The 19496-nt window shown below is 58.1% G+C and carries 13 protein-coding genes; 11 read left to right on the top strand and 2 right to left on the bottom strand.

Features of this window, described 5'->3' with window-relative positions:
* Positions 1 to 102 precede the first annotated feature (102 nt).
* The 4 genes from ACR0FG_RS15755 (at position 103) to ACR0FG_RS15740 (ending at position 5419) form a co-directional block, all read left to right on the top strand.
* A complete protein-coding gene (locus ACR0FG_RS15755; RefSeq protein ID WP_480893978.1) occupies positions 103 to 942 on the top strand; it encodes an EamA family transporter in 840 nt (279 codons plus the stop codon).
* Between the two features lie 175 nt (positions 943 to 1117).
* Positions 1118 to 2140 (top strand): putative 2-aminoethylphosphonate ABC transporter substrate-binding protein, encoded by a 1023-nt coding sequence (locus ACR0FG_RS15750; RefSeq protein ID WP_480893977.1) that lies wholly within the window; start codon positions 1118 to 1120, stop codon positions 2138 to 2140.
* A 139-nt stretch (positions 2141 to 2279) separates the two neighbouring features.
* On the top strand, positions 2280 to 3410 hold the full coding sequence (locus ACR0FG_RS15745) for a putative 2-aminoethylphosphonate ABC transporter ATP-binding protein (RefSeq protein ID WP_480893976.1): 1131 nt from the start codon (positions 2280 to 2282) through the stop codon (positions 3408 to 3410).
* On the top strand, positions 3410 to 5419 hold the full coding sequence (locus ACR0FG_RS15740; RefSeq protein ID WP_480893975.1) for a putative 2-aminoethylphosphonate ABC transporter permease subunit: 2010 nt from the start codon (positions 3410 to 3412) through the stop codon (positions 5417 to 5419). Before ACR0FG_RS15745 ends, ACR0FG_RS15740 begins: the two co-directional genes overlap by 1 nt.
* A 33-nt stretch (positions 5420 to 5452) precedes the next feature.
* Here ACR0FG_RS15740 and ACR0FG_RS15735 read toward each other — a convergent pair whose 3' ends face one another.
* Positions 5453 to 6337: a LysR substrate-binding domain-containing protein gene (locus ACR0FG_RS15735; protein ID WP_480893974.1), complete on the bottom strand. Its 885-nt coding sequence runs from the start codon at positions 6335 to 6337 to the stop codon at positions 5453 to 5455.
* A 120-nt stretch (positions 6338 to 6457) separates the two neighbouring features.
* Here ACR0FG_RS15735 and ACR0FG_RS15730 point away from each other — a divergent pair, with 120 nt between their 5' ends.
* The 7 genes from ACR0FG_RS15730 to ACR0FG_RS15700 all read left to right on the top strand — a co-directional run bounded on the left by ACR0FG_RS15730 (position 6458) and on the right by ACR0FG_RS15700 (position 17602).
* Complete coding sequence (locus tag ACR0FG_RS15730) at positions 6458 to 7645, top strand: 2-aminoethylphosphonate--pyruvate transaminase (RefSeq protein WP_480893973.1); 1188 nt, start codon at positions 6458 to 6460, stop codon at positions 7643 to 7645.
* Positions 7646 to 7664: 19 nt separating this feature from the next.
* Positions 7665 to 8912, top strand: coding sequence for a phosphonoacetate hydrolase (gene phnA / locus ACR0FG_RS15725; RefSeq protein WP_480893972.1), 1248 nt, complete (start codon positions 7665 to 7667; stop codon positions 8910 to 8912).
* Positions 8913 to 8930: 18 nt separating this feature from the next.
* The gene (phnY, locus tag ACR0FG_RS15720; RefSeq protein WP_480893971.1) at positions 8931 to 10373 is read left to right on the top strand and encodes a phosphonoacetaldehyde dehydrogenase; all 1443 of its coding nucleotides are present in this window, start codon (positions 8931 to 8933) and stop codon (positions 10371 to 10373) included.
* Positions 10374 to 10478: 105 nt separating this feature from the next.
* Entirely contained in the window at positions 10479 to 11831 is a 1353-nt protein-coding gene (gene pbfA / locus ACR0FG_RS15715; RefSeq protein WP_480893970.1) for a (R)-1-hydroxy-2-aminoethylphosphonate ammonia-lyase, read from the top strand.
* A 181-nt stretch (positions 11832 to 12012) separates the two neighbouring features.
* A complete protein-coding gene (locus tag ACR0FG_RS15710; RefSeq protein WP_480893969.1) occupies positions 12013 to 13677 on the top strand; it encodes a Na/Pi cotransporter family protein in 1665 nt (554 codons plus the stop codon).
* 267 nt (positions 13678 to 13944) lie between these two features.
* Positions 13945 to 16011, top strand: a complete 2067-nt coding sequence (locus ACR0FG_RS15705) for an oxidoreductase (protein ID WP_480893968.1) — start codon at positions 13945 to 13947, stop codon at positions 16009 to 16011.
* A gap of 25 nt (positions 16012 to 16036) precedes the next feature.
* Positions 16037 to 17602, top strand: coding sequence for a trimethylamine methyltransferase family protein (locus ACR0FG_RS15700; RefSeq protein ID WP_480893967.1), 1566 nt, complete (start codon positions 16037 to 16039; stop codon positions 17600 to 17602).
* On the opposite strand, the gene ACR0FG_RS15695 is transcribed toward ACR0FG_RS15700, so the two are convergent.
* Positions 17599 to 19398, bottom strand: a complete 1800-nt coding sequence (locus ACR0FG_RS15695) for a BCCT family transporter (protein WP_480893966.1) — start codon at positions 19396 to 19398, stop codon at positions 17599 to 17601. The two genes, ACR0FG_RS15700 and ACR0FG_RS15695, sit on opposite strands and share 4 nt — an antisense overlap.
* Positions 19399 to 19496: the final 98 nt, after the last annotated feature.

Raw genomic sequence — 19496 nt, 5'->3', positions numbered from 1 at the left:
ACGGATATTCATCCGGGCTGCCTGACACGCGGCAGACTGTAACGTATCCCGAGGTTCGAATTTCATGCACAGAAATCCTTTGCGCCGGGTCGTCAGATTGCGATGACAATTGACGCGCTTCTTATCGTTTTGGCTGCAGCCTTTCTGCACGCGCTGTGGAATGCGGTAGTCAAAGGCGCGCCGGATAAGGCAATTGTTTTGGGGCTGGTCTCGCTTGGTCATGCGATCCCGGCGCTGTTTGTGTTGCCGTTCATCGGCTTGCCAGTTTGGGCTGCCTTTCCGTTCATCGTCGGCTCGACCTTGATCCACTGGGGCTACTACTGGTTTCTGAACACTGCCTATAAACACGGCGATCTATCGGTGGTCTATCCCATCTCGCGCGGGATGACTCCTATCCTAGTTGCGATTGGGGCAATTGTTTTTGCGGGCGAATTTCTGCCCCCTATCGCCTGGATCGGCATTGTCTGCATCTCAGTCGGAATCGGGTGCCTGTCCCTTGCCGGGTTGGGCAAAAGCACAAATTGGATTGCCATCGCGGCTGCGTTTGGTACCGGCATGATGATTGCGTCCTATTCAATTGTCGATGGGATCGGCATCCGTTTGTCAGGGAATACACTTGGGTATATCGCGGCCTTGTTTGCTGCCGAGATCTTTGTTGCGGGCTTTATCTTCACGACGCGTTGGCAACGCTTGGTGGCGCTGCCAACACGCTATGTATGGGCAGGGCTTGCGGGTGGCGTGATCTCGGGTTTGGCTTATGGCCTAGTACTTTACGCCAAGACAATCGCACCATTGGGCATGGTTTCGGCGCTCAGGGAAAGCTCAGTTATCTTCGCGTCGATTATCGGGGTCATGTGGTTTGGTGAAGGGCCAAAGTCCAATCGGTTATTGGCAGGGACCATCGTGGCCATCGGGATCGTGGTTCTGGCCATGGCGCGATGATGCCAAATCAGACCCTTCAAAAGGCAGCGGCAGTCACGTACATAGGTTCAGCTTATGATGTTGAAGATATAATCGATTTTTCTTGATGCCTTAATCTGTCACACTGTCGATACAAAACCGTAATAGATCGCCGCGCGAGAATGGCGACTGCCAATATCACCAACAGAGGATAACAATGAAACATACGACATCTTTTCTTGCGGCGCTGGCCGTCGGCGCGCTGACGGCAACAGTTGCGGCATCAGAAACCGAGTTGACGGTCTATACCGCCGTCGAGGCGGAAGATCTGGCGCGCTATGCTGAACAGTTCAATGCTGTTCATCCTGACATCAAGATCAACTGGGTTCGCGATTCGACCGGCATCGTCACCGCAAAGTTGCTGGCCGAGCGGGACAACCCGCAAGCCGACGTGGTTTGGGGTCTGGCAGCGACCTCGCTTCTGCTGCTGAAATCCGAAGACATGCTGGAGCCTTATGCGCCTGCTGGTGTTGAGAAGCTGGATCCGAAATTTGTTGACAGCGGCGATGTGCCAAGCTGGGTCGGCATGGACGCCTGGGTTGCTTCGGTTTGCTACAATACGGTTGAGGCCGAGAAGCTGGGTCTGACGCCGCCGACCTCTTGGAAAGATCTGACCGACGCGCAGTACAAGGGCCACGTGATCATGCCGAACCCGAACTCGTCGGGGACCGGTTTCCTTGACGTGTCCAGCTGGCTGCAGATGTTTGGCGAAGACGGCGGCTGGGAGTATATGGACGCGCTGCATGAGAACATCGCGCGCTATACCCATTCCGGCTCGAAACCCTGTAAGCTTGCAGCAGCAGGCGAGATTCCCATCGGTATCTCGTTTGCCTTCCGTGGTGCCAAGTCCAAGGCTGATGGTGCGCCGCTTGAGATCATCGTGCCGAGTGAAGGTGTAGGTTGGGACATGGAAGCCACCGCGATTGTTGCGGGCACCGACAAACTGGAAGCCGCTCAGAAACTTGTGGACTTCTCGGTCACGCCCGAGGCCAACGAGATGTACAATGTCGGTTACGCAGTTGTTGCCTACCCAGGCATCGCCAAGCCGGTTGAGCATTTCCCCGAAGGTCTGCTGGACGCGATGATCGACAATGATTTCGAATTCGCAGCCAACAACCGGGCCGCCATCCTTGAGGAATGGCAGTCGCGTTACGACGGTAAATCTGAACCCAAAGAATAAACCACTCTAGTCGGGGGGGGGGCTTAACGCCCCTCCCTCCTTTCGATAAACTCTCCCCCACAACTCACAAGAACCACGCGGCAACTTTCTGGCCATTCTCAAGACGTGGCCGCTGTGCAAAGCTCAAGGATCCCTCCCAGTGCTTAAGAAAACCTCACCCGGTGATCTCTATCTGAGTATCCAAGACCTTTGGAAAGCGTTTGGCGATTTTCTGGCCCTCCGGGATATCTCGCTGGACATCAACGAAGGTGAATTCATCTGCTTTCTGGGCCCTTCGGGCTGTGGCAAGACCACATTGTTGCGCGCAATCGCGGGTCTGGATCTTCAGACCAAGGGAACGGTCATGCAGGACGGCAAGGATGTGTCGAACCTGCCCCCGTCCGAGCGGGATTTCGGGATTGTCTTCCAATCCTACGCACTGTTTCCGAACCTGACGATTGAAAAGAACATCGCCTTTGGTCTGGAAAACACCGGTCGCAGCAAGTCCGAGATTGCCGTCCGCGTGGCAGAGCTGCTGAAGCTGGTCGGTCTGCCGGATCAAGGTAAGAAATACCCCGCCCAATTGTCGGGCGGTCAGCAACAGCGGATCGCGCTGGCGCGTGCCATCGCCACCAACCCCGGCCTGTTGCTGCTGGATGAACCGCTATCGGCGTTGGATGCCAAGGTGCGTGTTCATTTGCGGCACGAAATCAAGGAGTTGCAGCGCAAGCTTGGCGTGACCACCGTGATGGTGACGCACGATCAGGAAGAAGCTCTGGCCATGGCTGATCGGATCGTGGTCATGAACCACGGCGTGATCGAACAGGTCGGAACTCCGACCGAAATCTATCGCCACCCGGCCAACCTCTTTGTGGCCGACTTTATTGGTGAAATGAACCAGTTGCCTGCCATCGCAGGCAATGCCGAGGCGCTGGAACTGGGTGGTTCGGTTCTGAAATGTGAACCACACGACCATCAGAAAGGCACCCGCATCGTGGCCGCCGTCCGCCCCGAGGATATCATTCCGCATGGCGAAGGCGCGCGCTCGCCCGGTGCGCCGGACATCATCACAACGCAGGAAAACGCGTTCGAGGTGTCGATCACCGAAATGGAATTCCTCGGTTCGTTCTGGCGCTGCCGGCTGGCGCACCAGATTTTCGGGGATGAAGAACTGATCGCCGATTTCTCGATCAACGCGGTGCGTCGTCTGGGCCTTGAAGATGGCGGACAGATGATGATCGAACTGCCCCGCAACCGCCTAATGGCCTTCACCCCGGCGGAGGAGGGCTAATGACGGATACCACCTCTCTGCCCGCTGGCCCGACGATCAAGGGCAAGCTGAGCCGCGACGACATCATAATGCGTGGTGGCATGATGGTCATCGCCTTGTATCTGGTTGTGACACTTGCCTTCCCGCTGTGGGCGATGCTGTCCAAGTCGTTTTCGACCTACCAGATGGAGCTGTCGCAATACGAATTTCAGGTCAGCGACGACAATGGTGTTTTTGATGGCACAATCCTGAACGGTGCCCAACTGAACGCCGAGACCGGAGCCTATCCCGAGGAAGATCTTTCAACCGGGGCCGATGGGCGGCTATCTGTCACGCCATTCTTCCCGGATTTTAGTTTCCGCAGCCCGGTTATGTATCAGATCCGGAATACCGTACCTGATGGCCGGTTCCTGATCGGGTCCAATCTGCAAACGGGCACGGATTGGATCGAGCTGGATTCCAACACCTTCCGCAGGGTGCAGCTCAGGCCGGTGGAAGCAACTGGGGTGGATAACTTTGTCAGATATTTCTCGACCCCGGCGCTGTTCAAATCGATCAAGAATTCACTGTGGATTTCGGTCGTTGTTACAATCATTACGGTGACGCTGGCCTTTTGGTTTGCCTATGCGCTGAATCGCAGCTGCATGCGCTTCAAGGGAGTGTTCCGTCTGGTTGCAATGGCACCGATTCTTGTGCCGTCACTATTGCCGGGGATCGCCTTGGTGTATCTCTTCGGCAACCAGGGTATGATCAAGGAACTGCTGTTCGGTGCCAGTATTTACGGACCCATTGGTATCATCATAGGTTCGGTCTTCTTCACCTTTCCACATGCGTTCATCATCATCTCAACCGCGCTGGCCATTTCTGATGCCCGTCTTTACGAGGCGGCGGCCAGTCTGCGTTCGACCCCGTGGCGGACCTTTTGGACCGTGACCATACCCGGTGTGCGCTATGGTCTGATCTCGGCAGCGTTCGTGGTGTTCAACCTTGTGATCACGGATTTTGGTCTTCCCAAAGTCATTGGTGGACAGTTCAATGTTCTGGCGGTGGACATCTTCAAACAAGTGATCGGCCAGCAAAACTTTGAAATGGGCGCTGTTGTGTCCGTGGTTCTGGTGGTGCCGGCGATCCTAGCCTTTGCCATAGACCGGCTGGTACAATCAAAACAGGTGGCGCTGCTGTCGGCGCGTTCCGTGCCCTATCAGCCGAACCCGAACCCAAAAACCGACCGCATCATGTTGATCTATTGCAGCCTGGTGGCCCTGTTCATTGTCGGTATTCTCGCGGTCTGTCAGTTCGCAGCACTGATCAAGTTCTGGCCTTACGATCTGAGCCTGAGCCTGCGCAACTATGACTTCAACCGCATGGATGGCGGCGGTTGGGCGTCATACTTTAACTCGATCAGAATGGCGCTGCTGACTGCAGTGATCGGCACCTCGGTCGTGTTCTTCGGCGCCTATCTTGTTGAAAAGTCAAACGGGTTTAAGACCGGGCGCGCTTTGTTCCAGATGTTTGCCATGTTGCCCATGGCAATACCCGGAATGGTGCTGGGTCTGGCCTATATCTTTTTCTTCAACAATCCTGCAAACCCGCTGAATGCGATCTACGGTACGATGGCCATTCTGGTGATTTGCTCGGTGACACACTTCTATACCGTGTCGCACCTGACCGCCGTAACGGCACTCAAGCAGATGGATCGCGAGTTCGAATCCGTCTCGTCTTCGCTAAAACAGCCCACCATGAGGCTGTTCGCCCGAGTGACGGTGCCGGTTTGCTTGCCTGCAGTGCTGGATATCTCGATCTACCTGTTCGTCAACGCGATGACGACGGTGTCGGCGGTGGTGTTCCTGTATTCACCCAAGACCACGCTGGCTTCGATTGCGGTGCTGAACATGGATGATGCGGGGGATATTGCACCGGCGGCGGCGATGGGGATGATGATCTTTTACACCAATGCCGGGGCGCGGATCATTCACCTGATCGCGTCAAAGGGCATCCTAAGCCGAACGCAAGCCTGGCGCAGCCGCTGACAGCCACTACTCGTAAGCGCCCTGCCCCGCCAATCATGTATTGGCGGGGTTTTCTTTTAGCTGACGCTGCGCAAAGTCCATAAAGGCGCGGATGATCTTGACCTCGCGCCGTTGCGACAGCGCAATGATGCTTTCACCCATCTGCAGGTTGATACCCTTGAGCTTGATCTGACGCAGACGGTCATCATGCCCATATTCCGCCTGCGACACAAACCCGATACCCGCGCCAGATGCCACCAGCTCGCGTATCGCCTCGCGCCCTTCGGCCACAATTGCGGGTTTCAGAGTTATCCCGTGCTTTTTGGCTTCGTCTTCCAGCTTTTGGCGCGTCTTTGATCCACTTTCGCGGAAAATAAGCGGCAGGTTCGAAAGTTCTTTCAGGGATAGCGTTGGCTTGGACGCCAACAGAACACCCTGGGCCGCAAAGGCCACGATCTCGGTCGAGCCAAGGCTGAGAACATCCATGTCCTTACCCGGAGATAGGCTGCCGACGACGCCGATCTCGGCGTTATAGGATCTAAGTTCCTCGAGAATTTCCTCGGTATTGCCCGAACGGACGGTAATTGTGACTTTTGGATTCTTTTTCTGGAACGGCCCCAGAAAGGTCGTCATGTGATGCGCGGAATCCGCGATGATGCGCAGTTCACCGTCAATCGCGGCTTTGGTTTCAGACAGGTAATCCTCGATCTGATCTTCGATCTCAAAATACTGCTTGGTATAGCGATAAAGTTGCTCTCCTTCAGGGGTCAGGGTGACACGCTTGCGCTCACGTTGAAACAGCAGCAGGTCGTGATCCTGCTCCAGCTTTCGCACCTGCTCGGAAATCGCAGGCTGAGTCAGAAAAAGGGCCTCTGCCGCGCGGGAAAAACCGCCATGTTTTGCAACAAAATGAAAGGCTTTGAGCTGGCTGTGTCGCATCGCTTATCCCCGATTCACATCACATAGGCTGAGCTTATAATTGGATTGATAATTGCAATTTCACATATAGCAACCGTTCCTGCAAATGTGTTGTTGAAATCGCTTTTCAGGAGCCCGGACATGACGTCTTCCAACTTAAGTATTGAACAGCCTCGCCTGGGTGAACCCTATCTTCTGACACCCGGCCCCCTGACGACATCCTATGCAGTGAAAGAGGCCATGCTAAGGGATTGGGGCAGCTGGGATGACGATTTCCGCGCAATGACGCGCGAGTTGCGGACCGGCCTGCTGGCGCTGCTGGGCGATGGGGCCGATGATTTTGACTGCGTGCCGATGCAGGGCAGCGGATCGTTTTCGGTCGAAGCGATGCTTGCGTCATTCATTCCACGTGATGGCAAGGCGCTGGTTCTGGCCAACGGGGCCTATGGGCAGCGGTCAGCGAAAACTCTGGAATACCTGGGCCGCGAGCATATCGTTCTGGACAAGGGCGACTATCTGCCGCCCCGGGGTGACGAGGTTGCCCGCATTCTGGCCGACGACCCGGCCATCACCCATGTGGTCGCTATCCACTGCGAAACAAGCTCGGGCATCCTGAACCCGGTCGAAGAGATTTCTGAAGCCACCTATGCCGCTGGCCGCAAGCTTCTGGTCGACTCAATGTCGGCGTTCGGAGCGGTCGAACTGAAACCGTCCGAGATCCGGTACGAGGCGATGGTGTCCTCGGCCAACAAATGCATCGAAGGCGTGCCCGGATTCGGCTTTATCATTGCCCGCAAATCCGAGCTTGAGGCGGCCGAGGGCAACAGCCATTCGCTGTCGCTGGATGTCCATGCGCAGTGGGCACATATGAACAAGACCGGCCAATGGCGGTTTACCCCCCCGACCCATGTGGTCGCGGCGTTTATCGAAGCGCTCAGGGCGCACGCTGTCGAAGGCGGTGTTGCCGGGCGCGGCGGGCGCTATACTCGCAACCGCGATGTCATGGTCGCCGGAATGCGCGAGCTTGGCTTTGAGACATTGCTGGACAATCGCTGGCTCAGCCCGATCATCGTCACCTTTTTCTGCCCCGCGGACGAGAACTTTGTCTTTGATCAATTCTATAACCTGATGAAAGAAAAAGGATTTATCATCTATCCGGGCAAACTGACGGTTGTTGACAGTTTCCGCGTGGGATGTATCGGCCAAATGGACGAACACGTCATGCGCAAGGTTGTAACCGCAGCAAAAGAATCACTGGAGGAGATGGGCGTCGCCACCGCAGCACCCCCCCTTCGGGCATTGGAAGAACGCGCCAAACTGGCCGCCTAAGAGAACAAAGGAATCAAATATGACCATCCACACTCCCGTGACCGCGAATGAGCGCGTCTACCCGGCCCCCAAAGTGCCCGCCATTGCCATCTGCCTGGACGGTTGCGAGCCGGAATACCTTGAGGTCGCCATCGCCAAAGGCCTGATGCCGACGCTCAAGCGCATCCGCGAGACCGGTACCGACCGTCTAGCGCATTCGGTGATCCCCAGCTTCACCAACCCCAACAACCTGTCGATTGCCACCGGTCGCCCGCCGATCGTGCACGGCATTTGCGGCAACTTCCTCTATGACCCGGAAACCGGTGAAGAGGTGATGATGAACGATGTGCGCTTCCTGCGCGCGCCGACCATCTTCTCGCAATTCTACGAGGCGGGCTATCGCGTCGCCATGGTCACCGCCAAGGACAAGCTGCGGGCATTGCTGGGCGCAGGCCTGAAGTTCGACGACGACCGCGCTGTTGCCTTCTCGGCTGAACGTTCGGGCGAGACCACCAAGGCCGAGCACGGCATCGACAATGCCAGCGCTTGGCTCGGGATGCCGGTTCCGGAAGTGTATTCCGCCGAGCTGTCGGAATTTGTCTTTGCCGCCGGTGTGAAACTGCTGAAAGAGATGCGCCCGGACGTGATGTACCTGTCGACCACCGACTATGTGCAGCACAAGTTCGCCCCCGAAGAACAAGGCGCGCTGGATTTCTACGCCATGTTCGACAAATACCTGGCGCAGCTGGATGAAATGGGTGCAGCTATTGTCGTCACTGCCGACCACGGCATGAAAGCCAAGCACGAGCCGACCTCGAAGGAGCCGTCGGTCATCTACATGCAGGACGTGTTCGACGAGTGGCTGGGCGAGGGCAAGGCCCGCGTGATCCTGCCGATTACCGACCCGTATGTGGTCCACCACGGCGCGCTTGGCTCGTTTGCCACTGTCTACCTGCCCGAAGGCGCGGACCGTGGTGAGGTCAAGGCCAAGGTTGCAGCCCTGCCCGAGATGCTGGAAGTGCTGACCAAGGAAGAAGCGGTTGCTAAATACGAACTGCCCGCCGACCGCATCGGGGACCTGACCATGGTCTGCACCGGCGAGATGACCATCGGCACCTCTGAGGATCGTCATGATCTGGCTGCTTTGGGTGAGCCGCTGCGCAGCCATGGCGGCTTGACCGAGCAGGAAGTGCCCTTCATCGTCAACCGAGTGATCGATCTGGGCAACGCGCCCGATCTGCGCAACTTTGATGCGTTTTTCTACGCCACAACAGCGGCGGCACAGTAAACCATGAAGGACCAGACCGTGTCTGAGATCAGAAACGAAGGGATGCGCATTGGCGGCGAGATCGTCTTTACCGACGAGACGGTGCCGGTTCTCTACCCCTACACCAACGAAGTGATTGGCCATGTCCCCGCGGGCAAGGCCGAGCACGCCCGCAAGGCTTTCGAAATCGCAGCGGCCTACAAGCCCAAGCTGACCCGGTACGAACGCAGCCAGATCCTGCAACGCGCCGGAGAGCTGATCGGTGAGCGCCGCGAATACCTGGCCAAATGGCTGGTGCTGGAGCTGGGCATCTGCCACCAGCACGCGATCTACGAGACCAAGCGCGCGCAGGATGTCTATCAGTTCGCCGCCGCCGAGGCGCTGAAAGATGACGGCGAGATCTTTTCCTGCGATCTGACCCACAATGGCAAAGACCGTAAGATCTTTACCACCCGCGAACCGGTAGGTGCGATCAGCGCGATCACGCCTTTCAACCACCCGCTGAACATGGTCAGCCACAAGATCGCGCCGTCGATTGCGTCGAACAATTGCATGGTCTGCAAGCCGACCGAGCTGACGCCGCTGACGGCGCTGACGCTGGCGGATATCCTGTACGAAGCCGGTCTGCCGCCCGAGATGTTCCAGGTGGTCACAGGCTGGCCGCAGGACATTGGCGAAGAGATGATCGTCAATGACAATATCGATATCATCACCTTCACCGGCGGCGTGCCGGTTGGTAAGATGATTGCGGCCAAGGCGGTCTATAAACGTCAGGCGCTGGAGTTGGGGGGTAATGACCCGCTGATCGTTCTGAACGACCTTTCCGATGCCGATCTGGACAAGGCGGCCACCATTGCCGTGGCCGGGGCCACCGGCAACTCGGGCCAGCGCTGCACAGCGATCAAGCGCATTCTGGTTCAAGAGAGCGTGGCGGATAAATTCGTGCCGCTGGTGCTGGAAAAGGCAAAGAAGATCAAGTTCGGCGACCCGCAAGATCCTGAAACCGAACTTGGCTGCGTGATCCACGACAAGGCGGCGGAAGTGTTCGAGAACCGCGTCTATCAGGCCGAGAAAGAAGGGGCGGAAATCCTCTATCACCCCGGTCGTCAGGGCGCGCTACTGCCGCCCATCGTGGTCGACAAGGTGCCCCATGACAGCGAATTGGTGATGGAAGAAACCTTCGGCCCCATCGTTCCGATCGTCCGCGTGCCGGATAATGATGAAGAAGTGATGGCGATCTCGAACTCGACCGAGTTCGGCCTGTCATCAGGCGTGTGCACCAACGACCTGAACCGGGCGATTGCCTATATCAACGGTCTGAACGTGGGCACCTGCAACATCTGGGAACAACCCGGTTATCGGATCGAGATGTCCCCCTTTGGCGGCATCAAAGACAGCGGCAACGGCGTCAAGGAAGGGGTCATCGAAGCGATGAAATTCTTCACAAACGTCAAAACCTATTCGCTGCCCTGGCCACGCTGACCCCCCTGCCCCGTTCGTTCGCGGGCGGGGCACCTGAAATTTCTCCCGGAAACTGGCGGACCCTTGGGGTCCGCGTATTTTCCAAAGTGACAGCAAGGATTGGAGATGCCGCAGATTGTCCATACCGAAGGTGAATCGAACACCTCGGACGCCCGCAAGACCTGGCTGAAGAAATCCATCGGACCAAAGTCGTCTCCGTTGCTGAAACGCGATGCGGACGTGTTCCTGCATCAATCCCTGTCCAGCCCCTGCGTCAGCACGATTTCCAAGGCCGAAGGTATCTGGATCGAGGATCTGGATGGTCGCCGCTATATGGATTTCCATGGCAACTCGGTGCATCACATCGGCTATGGCCATCCGCGACTGGTGCAGGCGATCAAGGATCAACTGGACGATCTGCCCTTTGCCCCGCGCCGCTTTACCAATGATCCGGCGGTGGAACTGGCCGAAAAGCTGGTCGCCATCACCCCTGGTGATCTGGGCAAGGTTCTGTTTACCACCGGCGGGTCCGACGCCAATGAGGTGGCACTAAAAATTGCTCGCGCCGCGACGGGCCGGTTCAAGACGCTCAGCTTTTGGGATGCCTTCCATGGCGCGGGTTTTGGTGCGGCCAGCGTGGGCGGCGAGGCCACGTTCCGCAGCCATATCGCCGGGCCATTGCTGCCGGGGACCGAGCATGTGGCCCCATTCCACCCCACCCGCTGCCCCTATGGTCACACCACGCTTGAGGCTAGCGCCGAAGCCTGCGCCAACATGATCGACTATGTGCTGGAACGCGAAGGCGATATCTGCGCTGTTGTGGCCGAAGCGATGCGCGCCGTTCCCATCGTGCCGCCGCCCGGGTTCTGGAAACGGGTGCGCGAGATTTGCGACCGCCACGGCGCGCTGCTGATACTGGACGAGATCCCGACCGGGCTGGGAAAAACTGGTCAGATGTTCTCGTTCCAGCATGACGAAATCGTTCCTGATATCGTCACTGTAGGCAAAGCACTGGGTGGTGGCATCCTGCCCATCGCAGCCTGTATTGCCCGCACGAACCTGGATGTATGCGGAGATTTTGCCATCGGGCACTATACGCATGAAAAAAACCCAGTGACGGCCCGCGCCGCTTTGACGACTCTGCAAATCATCGAGGATGAGGGGTTGGTCGAGCGCGCGGCCAAACTGGGCGAACACGCGATTGGCCGCCTGATGGACGCGCTGCAGAATGTGCCCATTGTCGGCGATATCCGAGGTCGCGGCCTGATGTTCGGGATCGAGATTGTCGAGGACCGGTCCAGCAAAACACCGGGAACCGCGTGCGCAGAACGGATCTACTATGCCTGTCTCGAAGCCGGGTTGAGCTACAAAATCAGTCAGGGCTGCGTGCTGACCCTGTCGCCGCCACTGACGATTTCGCAGGCCGAACTTGACCGGGCAATCGATATCGTTGTCGCTGCCATCGAGGACGAATACTGACTTGTCTTTCCACTCCCTCAGCCCGCTCTGGCGTCACGCAAAGACGCTCGGACCGGTTGGGTGCCACAAAATCGGCTGGAAGCCACGTCACCATTGCCGTAGACGAAGAGGTTAGCACTAATTTCAGGGTATCGCGTGAATACTGCGATGATCTGAGCAAAGTTTGAAGTCGGAGCGAAGCATGGCAATTGTCACCTTCCTGATCAGCCTCGCCGGGGCGACCATGTTGCTGCTTTACGCGGTCCGCATGGTGCGCACTGGGATCGAGCGCAGCTATGGTGCGTCCTTCCAACGGGTGATGACGCAGCAGCGCAGCTACCTGCAGGCCTCGCTGGTGGGCATTATGATGGCGATTGTATTGCAAAGCTCGGCCGCGGTTGCCCTGCTCAGCTCGGGCTTCGCCGCCAGCGGGATACTCAGCTTTCCGGCTGGGCTGGCCATCGTGTTGGGCGGGGATCTGGGCTCTGCTCTGATCATTCAGATCCTGTCGTTCAAGCTGGACTGGCTGGTGCCGCTGCTGTTGGCCATCGGCGGCTATCTGTTCGTCAAGACCGAGGCCAAGAAGGCCCGGCAACTTGGGCGTATTCTGATGGGTGTGGCCTTTATCCTGATCTCGCTCAGGTTCCTGCGCGAGGCGATGGACCCGATCCGGGACAGCGCATTCCTGCCCGCCGTGGCCGATTATCTGGCCCGTGACTATATCACCGCTTTCCTCGTTGGTGGCGCGCTGGCCTTTGTGATGCATTCATCGGTGGCCGCGATCCTTATGTGCGTGACGCTGGTGCAGATCGGTGCAATTCCGTTTGCCGCTGGTATGTCGTTGGTTTTTGGCGCGAATTTCGGATCGGCCTTCATTCCGGTCTGGCTGACCCGTGGGATGCCCGTGACCGCCCGACGGATACCCTATGCCAACCTTGCGCTGCGGGGCAGTTGGGCGCTGATCGCTTTGTTTGCAGCAAATCTGGCCTTGCGCGCTGGGTTGTTGGGCGATCCGCAGGGCGGCCAGATGCTGGTTAACGCGCATCTTGCCTTCAACCTGTCGTTGCTGGTTCTGGCCCTGCCATTTTGCGGACGATTGCAGGGCCTGTTTGAAACGCTATTGCCGGATCAGAAGAAAGAACAACTTGCGCAACCCGCCCGGCCGGTCAGCGCGCTGGACATGGAAAATGTCGCAACCCCCAGTCAGGCTCTGCCAAGCCTCAAGCGGGAATTGCTGCGAATGAGTGATCTAGTCGAAACCATGTTCCGCCCCGTCCTTGAATTGTATCGCAGCGGTGACAAGCAGCAAATCCGGTCCGTTCAGACCATTGACGAGGATGTAAACGACTGTCTGTCGGGCATTCGGGCCTTTGTCGCCGCGATCCCGCCCGAACTTTATGAAAAGCAGGATGCAAAAACCGCGCGGGATCTTATGGAGTTTGCGATCCGACTTGAAACAGCGGGTGACGTTGTGGCCAAACGACTGACCGTGTTGGCCGGTGAAATGCGCGCCAAGGGATCAAGTTTCTCGCAAGAGGGCTGGTCGGAACTGGTTCAGATGCACGAGGGCATTCTGGCCAATATGAAGCTGGCCTCGAACGTGTTGATCTCGGATGATCTGGAAAGTGCACGACTTCTGAGCCTGGAGAAGACCGAGATCAAGCGGGTCGAGCGGGACAGTCGCAAGCGCCACCTGCGCCGGTTGCAGCACGGCACAACCGAAAGCTTCGAAACAAGCGACATCCATCTGGAGACCTTGCGCGCGTTCCGCGAGTTCAATAGTCACATCGCCTCAATTGCCTATCCCGTGTTGTACCGTAACGGCCAGCTGCTTGAGACACGCTTGATCAACGAAATCGCCGATTGACCCCTTCAGTCCCCGCGTATCAATCGCGGACCGGATCGGGGATGTTTCGTGTAGAAATGTGTTATTATACAAATATTTGAACTATCCTTAACCCGCCCTTCATTAAAACCTCAGTTGACATATTTTACCCTGACGCCCCAGATATAGACCCACGGTCGTCCATGTTGTGACGAGCTGCGCTAAGCCGCGCATTTTCCCCGCCTCGCTGCGGGGTTTCAGGCTTACCGATAGGGACCGCAGACCACTTTATCCGGGGGACACAGCACAATGTCAGGCTCTGACAGATATTCTGTTCTGTTCGAACCGGTGAAGATCGGGCCTGTGACCGCACGAAACCGGTTCTATCAGGTGCCCCATTGCAACGGCATGGGTCATCTGCGCCCGCAGGCCGAGACCGCGATGCGCGCGATGAAGGCCGAGGGCGGCTGGGCCGTTGTGTCCAACCAAGAAACTGAGATTCATCCGACCTCCGACCTTTCGCCCTATGCCGAAAACCGCCTGTGGGACGCGCGGGATATTCCGGCGCTGCGACTAATGACCGATGCCGTGCACGAAAAAGGTGCGCTGGCGGCGATCGAACTGGTGCATAACGGCCATCACGCCCAAAACCATCTGAGCCGGGCGCCGTTACTGGCCGCCTCGGAGCTGGCATTGCAAACCGCCTATCCGAAGCAGGCCCGCGCAATGGACAAGTCGGACATTCGCGCATTCCGCAAATGGCACCGCGCGGCGGCACGGCGGGCACGCGAGGCCGGGTTTGACATCATCTATGTCTATGCCGGGCATCATATGACGTTGCCGCATCACTTTCTGCTGCCCCAATTCAACGACAGGACCGACGAGTATGGCGGATCACTGGAAAACCGCGTGCGCTTGACCCGCGAGCTTTTGGAGGAAACCAGGGCAGAGGTCGGCGATGATTGCGCCATCGCCCTGCGTTTGGCGGTGGACGAGATGATGGGCCCCGACGGGATGCAGGCGCAGGAAGAAGGCCGCGCGGTGGTCGAAATGTTGTCATACCTGCCCGATCTCTGGGACGTCAATGTCGCGGATTGGAGCAATGACTCGGCCACAACCCGGTTTGAGCCGCGCGACGGGTTTCAGACCGACTATGTCGCCTTCGTCAAGCAGGTCACGTCAAAGCCGGTTGTTGGGGTCGGTCGCCTGACCTCGCCTGATCTGATGGCCTCGTTGGTCCGCAAGGGCATTCTCGATTTCATCGGCGCGGCGCGTCCGTCGATCGCCGATCCGTTCCTGCCAAACAAAATCCGCGAGGGCCGGATCGACGAGATACGCGAGTGTATTGGTTGCAATATCTGCGTCTCGTCCGACTCGCTGGGCGTGCCGATCCGCTGCACCCAAAACCCCACCATGGGCGAAGAATGGCGACGCAGATGGCATCCCGAAAAGATCGCGCCCAAGGGGCAAGAGGATGCCGCCTTGGTGGTCGGCGGTGGTCCGGCGGGGCTGGAATGCGCCATGCAACTGGCGCGGCGGGGCTATGAGGTCACGCTGGCCGATGCCCGGCCAGACTTGGGCGGGCGTGTAGTACAAGAATCCGGTTTGGCCGGGTTGTCAGCGTGGAAACGGGTGGCCGACCACCGGATTTACGACCTGCAGCAACGGAGCAATGTGCAGATGTTCACCGAAAGCCGCCTGTCGGCGGCCGAGGTCGTAGAACTGGGCGTCCCGAATGTCTTTCTGGCCACCGGCGCGTCATGGCGGCGAGACGGGCGCGGCAAATCCGCGTTTCGCGGTATTTCGATCGCCCCCGGTACGCAGGTCTACACGCCAGACGATATCATGTCGGGAAATTTGCCGGACGGCGGGCCGGTTCTGATCTATGACGACGATCAGGCCTATCTGGGCGGTGTAATCGCCGATCATCTGGCGCAGGTGGGTCATCAGGTCATCTTTGTGACCCCTGCCCCAATGGTATCTCCGTTTACCGAGCTGACACTGGAACAAACACGCGTGCAGCGCCGCCTTCTTGAGCAGGGCGTGCGATTGGTACTGTCCCATACTGTGACCCGCGCCGCACCCGGATGGGTAGAAGCGCAATGTGCTTATACGGGGCAAATCCAAGTGATTGAGTGCGACGCGGTCGTACTGGTAACACAGCGAAAGCGCGAAACCACGCTTTATGACGACCTGCACGCACTGGCCGACTCTTCGCTAAAAACACTGGAATTGATCGGTGATGCCGCCAATCCCGGCCTGATCGCAGATGCGGTCTATTTCGGCCACATGGCAGCGCGAAATTTCGAACGAGACGCGGCTGACGTCGAGCGCGAATTTTTTCAACGAGAGATGATCTCGCTTGTCCCTGAATGAAACGCCCGAAAATCGGAGAGCCAGCATGAAAGACCTAGCACAGCGCAGAACACGGCGTGGCGGGCGCGAGGCGCGCGCAGCCGTGCGGACCAGCAACACCGCCTCGCAAGCGATCTGGCCCGGCCTCTCGGGCGGGCGGTACAGGCCGTTGTCGGACAGCGACATGGCGCGCATTCACGATGCGGCCATGACCATTCTGGAACGTACGGGCATTGGCGATCCGACACCCGAGGTGCTGGATCTTGTCTTGCCCAAAGGAGCCACCGTAAACGAACACGGCAGGCTCTGCTTTCCCCGCCCTTTGATGGAGGATCTGCTGGCCAAAGCGGCCAGCGAGTTCTACGTCCACGCGCGCGGATCGCGGGCGGGCAAGGACGATATGCATTGCACCAAAGACAAGGTGTATTACGCAAACTCAGGCACAGCCGTGACCACATTCGACGCGGAAACGCGCAGCTACAGGCCATCGACCCTGAAGGACATTTACGACTTTACCCGTTTGGTGGATCGGCTGGACAACATCAACATGATTGGCGACACGGTTCTGGCAACGGACGTGGTGCAGGATTTTGAACATGACATGAGTATGCTCTACGCCATGCTCGCTGGCAGCGAAAAGCCTGCCTGCCTGTCCTTCCGATCCCGTGATCACATTCGGGATGCGATCCACCTGTTCGATCTGGCCTCGGGGGGTGAGGGCAAGTTCCTTGAAAAACCATCGGCGATCTTTGGCGGCTGTCCGATTGTCTCACCCCTGCGGTTTGGACGGGAAAATCTTGAGATTCTGATCGATACGGCGAAAATGGGGCTGGTCTGCGACCTTGCCGTGCCGCCGCAGGCGGGGGCCACCTCTCCTGCCCCGTTGGCCGGAACATTGGCGCAGGCTGTCGCTGAGACCTTGTCCTGTGTCGCCATCGCCAACCTGATCAACCCCGGAACGCCGGTGGTCTTTGCCGCCTGGCCCTTTATCACCGACCTGCGCACCGGCGCGTTTACCGGCGGCAGCGGTGAACAGGCGTTGATTTCGGCTGCGGCCATTCAGATGGGCAATTTCTACAACCTGCCCACCAGCGTCGGCTGCGGCATGACCGATTCCAAAATCCCCGACGCGCAATACGGGTTGGAAAAGGCGCTGACCTTTGCGCTGGCGGCCCATGCAGGTGCCAACCGGCTGTGCGAGTTTGGCGGGATGCTGGGCAGTCTGATGGGATGCAGCTTTGAATCGATGGTCATCGATAACGAGGCGGCGGGCATGATCTCGCGCACTCTGCGCGGGATCGAGGTCAACGATGATACGCTCTCGGTCGATGTCATCCACGAGTGCGCCGTTGATCCCGGCCATTTTCTGGGCAACCCGCAGACCCTGCAATATATGGAAACCGAGTATGTCTATCCAACGCTGATGGATCGCGAACTGACCGACACATGGGAAAAAGCAGGCCGTCAGGATATGTTCGAGCGTAGCCGGTCCGTGGTAACTGACGTCCTGTCCAACCACTATCCCAACTATTTTGGTAGCAAGGCGGATACCGAGGTGCGCGCAAGGTTCCCGATCAAACTGCCGCCCGAGGCGATGCGCCCGGGCGGCTAGTCGTCATCACGGGACCGGCGCAGGTCGTTGAACATCGCCTTGGCCAGCGAGACGCACATCAGCAGTAAAACAACGCTGAAGGGCAAAGCTCCGATGATCATAGAATTGGTCAGCGCCTCAAGCCCGCCACCTCCCGCAATTAGCAGGGTGCCAATAACCAGCGTCAGAAGGATACCCCAGATGACGCGATGCATTACGCCGGTATCCTCGGACCCGCCGGACATGATCGTGTTCATCACCAGAATGCCGGAATCGGCTGAGGTGACGAGGAAGGTCATGGTCAGCAGCACGCACATAACGGTAATGATCGTCAGAAAGTGGCCCGAGATCATTTCGCCCAGCGTGACGAACAGAGTCGCCGTTGTAGATGCCGACAGGATCGCCCCGTTGGCGTCCCCATTCAACTCAAGATCAATGGCCGCTCCACCCAGAATAGTCATCCAGGCAAAGCAGACCAGCGACGGGGCAATCACAGCGCCCAGAATGAACTCGCGCACGGTGCGACCTTTGGAAATGCGCGCCAGAAACAGGCCGACAAAGGGAGAAAATGCAATCCACCACGCCCAATAGAACGTGGTCCAGCCCGCTTGCCAGTCGAATAACCGCCCTTTTGTTCCGGCGTCATAGGCTGCAGCTTTTGTCGCATCGGACAGTCCTGCGGCGTTGTCGCTGAGCCCCGTCAGAAACGCCTCTTTCGTGCCCCAGGCATCGGTTGCACCGGCAAACAACTCTCCGACAAAGGGCGCAGCTTCGGCTGGCAGGACCGAGGCAAACTCGGCCTCGGAAATCGGGCTGTAGGCCCTGAAACTCAGCGGGATGAAGTTGACGATATAGTCCAGCATCGCCTGCGCGTAGGTGGTGGCAGAAAAGAGGAACGAGCCGAAGATGATGAAAACCGCCAGCAGAACCAGCGACAGCACCAGATTGATGTTCGACAGATACCTGACCCCGCTGCCCACGCCGGAGACGGCGGACAGGGTCGACATCGTCATGACCAGCGCCAGCGCGGCGATTAGTCCGGTGGTTGAGGGCTTCATGGTGACCTGCCCGCTTTCGACCAGCCACTGCATCCCGGTGATCAGGAACGCGCCATCAACCAGTTGCGACACCCCGTATCCAATCGTCACTGCGACGCCGAGTATGGTCGCCACGACCCCAAGGATATCAATCACATGACCCGTTATGCCATTGGTGTATTCTCCCAGCAGAGGGGCCAGCGCCGCACGGATGGTCAGTGGCATATCGCGGGTATAGGCGTAGTAAGCCAGACTCAGACCGGTGACGACATAAATCGCCCATGCGTGAAAGCCGGTATGCAGGAACGTATAGCGATAGGCCCCTTCAATCGCCTCTTCGCTTTTGGCGGCGACCTCGCCTGAAACGGTCAGCGGATTTGTCTCCCAAAGGCCCAGCGGTTCGGCGGTGGCATAGACCATCAGGCCGACGCCCAGACCCGCGCCGAACATCATCGAAAACCACGAAAAGTTCGAGAACTCAGGCTCATCTTCCTCTGACCCAAGTCGCATTCGGCCCGTGGCCGGGATCAGCGCGACGACCAACAGGAAGAACACAAACAGCCCGACAGAGATATTGTAGAACGTATTGAACTCGATCAATAAGCCCGATTTCCACGACCGCAGAGTTTCGTTTGCCGAAAGCGGCCAGACCAGCGCCCAAAGCACCAGCAGCGACACGGTCAGCTTACTGACCAGTGCAATCGGCAGGCTGTATCCCTTGTAAAACCCGGATCGCTGCGTTTCGATTTTGAGGTCAGTGAAAGGGTCCTCAAGCGCCATGTATCCCGGCCTCACACGGTTTGACTGCCCTGGGCACAGCGCTGCCGGGATGGGTCCATCGCGAGGCGCGCGCCAGACCTTCACCATTCAGAAAAAGG

The sequence above is a fragment of the Ruegeria sp. E1 genome (assembly GCF_056534225.1).
The sequence above is the reverse complement of the archived record's forward strand: the minus strand, read 5'-3'. Positions and strand labels throughout refer to the sequence as shown.

What these genes read in the sequence shown, in the direction of transcription:
- ACR0FG_RS15755 (WP_480893978.1), top strand. Translation starts at nt 103, where the DNA reads ATGACAATTGACGCGCTTCTTATCGTTTTGGCTGCAGCCTTTCTGCAC.
- ACR0FG_RS15750 (WP_480893977.1), top strand. Translation starts at nt 1,118, where the DNA reads ATGAAACATACGACATCTTTTCTTGCGGCGCTGGCCGTCGGCGCGCTG.
- ACR0FG_RS15740 (WP_480893975.1), top strand. Translation starts at nt 3,410, where the DNA reads ATGACGGATACCACCTCTCTGCCCGCTGGCCCGACGATCAAGGGCAAG.
- ACR0FG_RS15735 (WP_480893974.1), bottom strand. Translation starts at nt 6,337, where the DNA reads ATGCGACACAGCCAGCTCAAAGCCTTTCATTTTGTTGCAAAACATGGC.
- ACR0FG_RS15730 (WP_480893973.1), top strand. Translation starts at nt 6,458, where the DNA reads ATGACGTCTTCCAACTTAAGTATTGAACAGCCTCGCCTGGGTGAACCC.
- phnA (WP_480893972.1), top strand. Translation starts at nt 7,665, where the DNA reads ATGACCATCCACACTCCCGTGACCGCGAATGAGCGCGTCTACCCGGCC.
- pbfA (WP_480893970.1), top strand. Translation starts at nt 10,479, where the DNA reads ATGCCGCAGATTGTCCATACCGAAGGTGAATCGAACACCTCGGACGCC.
- ACR0FG_RS15710 (WP_480893969.1), top strand. Translation starts at nt 12,013, where the DNA reads ATGGCAATTGTCACCTTCCTGATCAGCCTCGCCGGGGCGACCATGTTG.
- ACR0FG_RS15705 (WP_480893968.1), top strand. Translation starts at nt 13,945, where the DNA reads ATGTCAGGCTCTGACAGATATTCTGTTCTGTTCGAACCGGTGAAGATC.
- ACR0FG_RS15700 (WP_480893967.1), top strand. Translation starts at nt 16,037, where the DNA reads ATGAAAGACCTAGCACAGCGCAGAACACGGCGTGGCGGGCGCGAGGCG.
- ACR0FG_RS15695 (WP_480893966.1), bottom strand. Translation starts at nt 19,398, where the DNA reads ATGGCGCTTGAGGACCCTTTCACTGACCTCAAAATCGAAACGCAGCGA.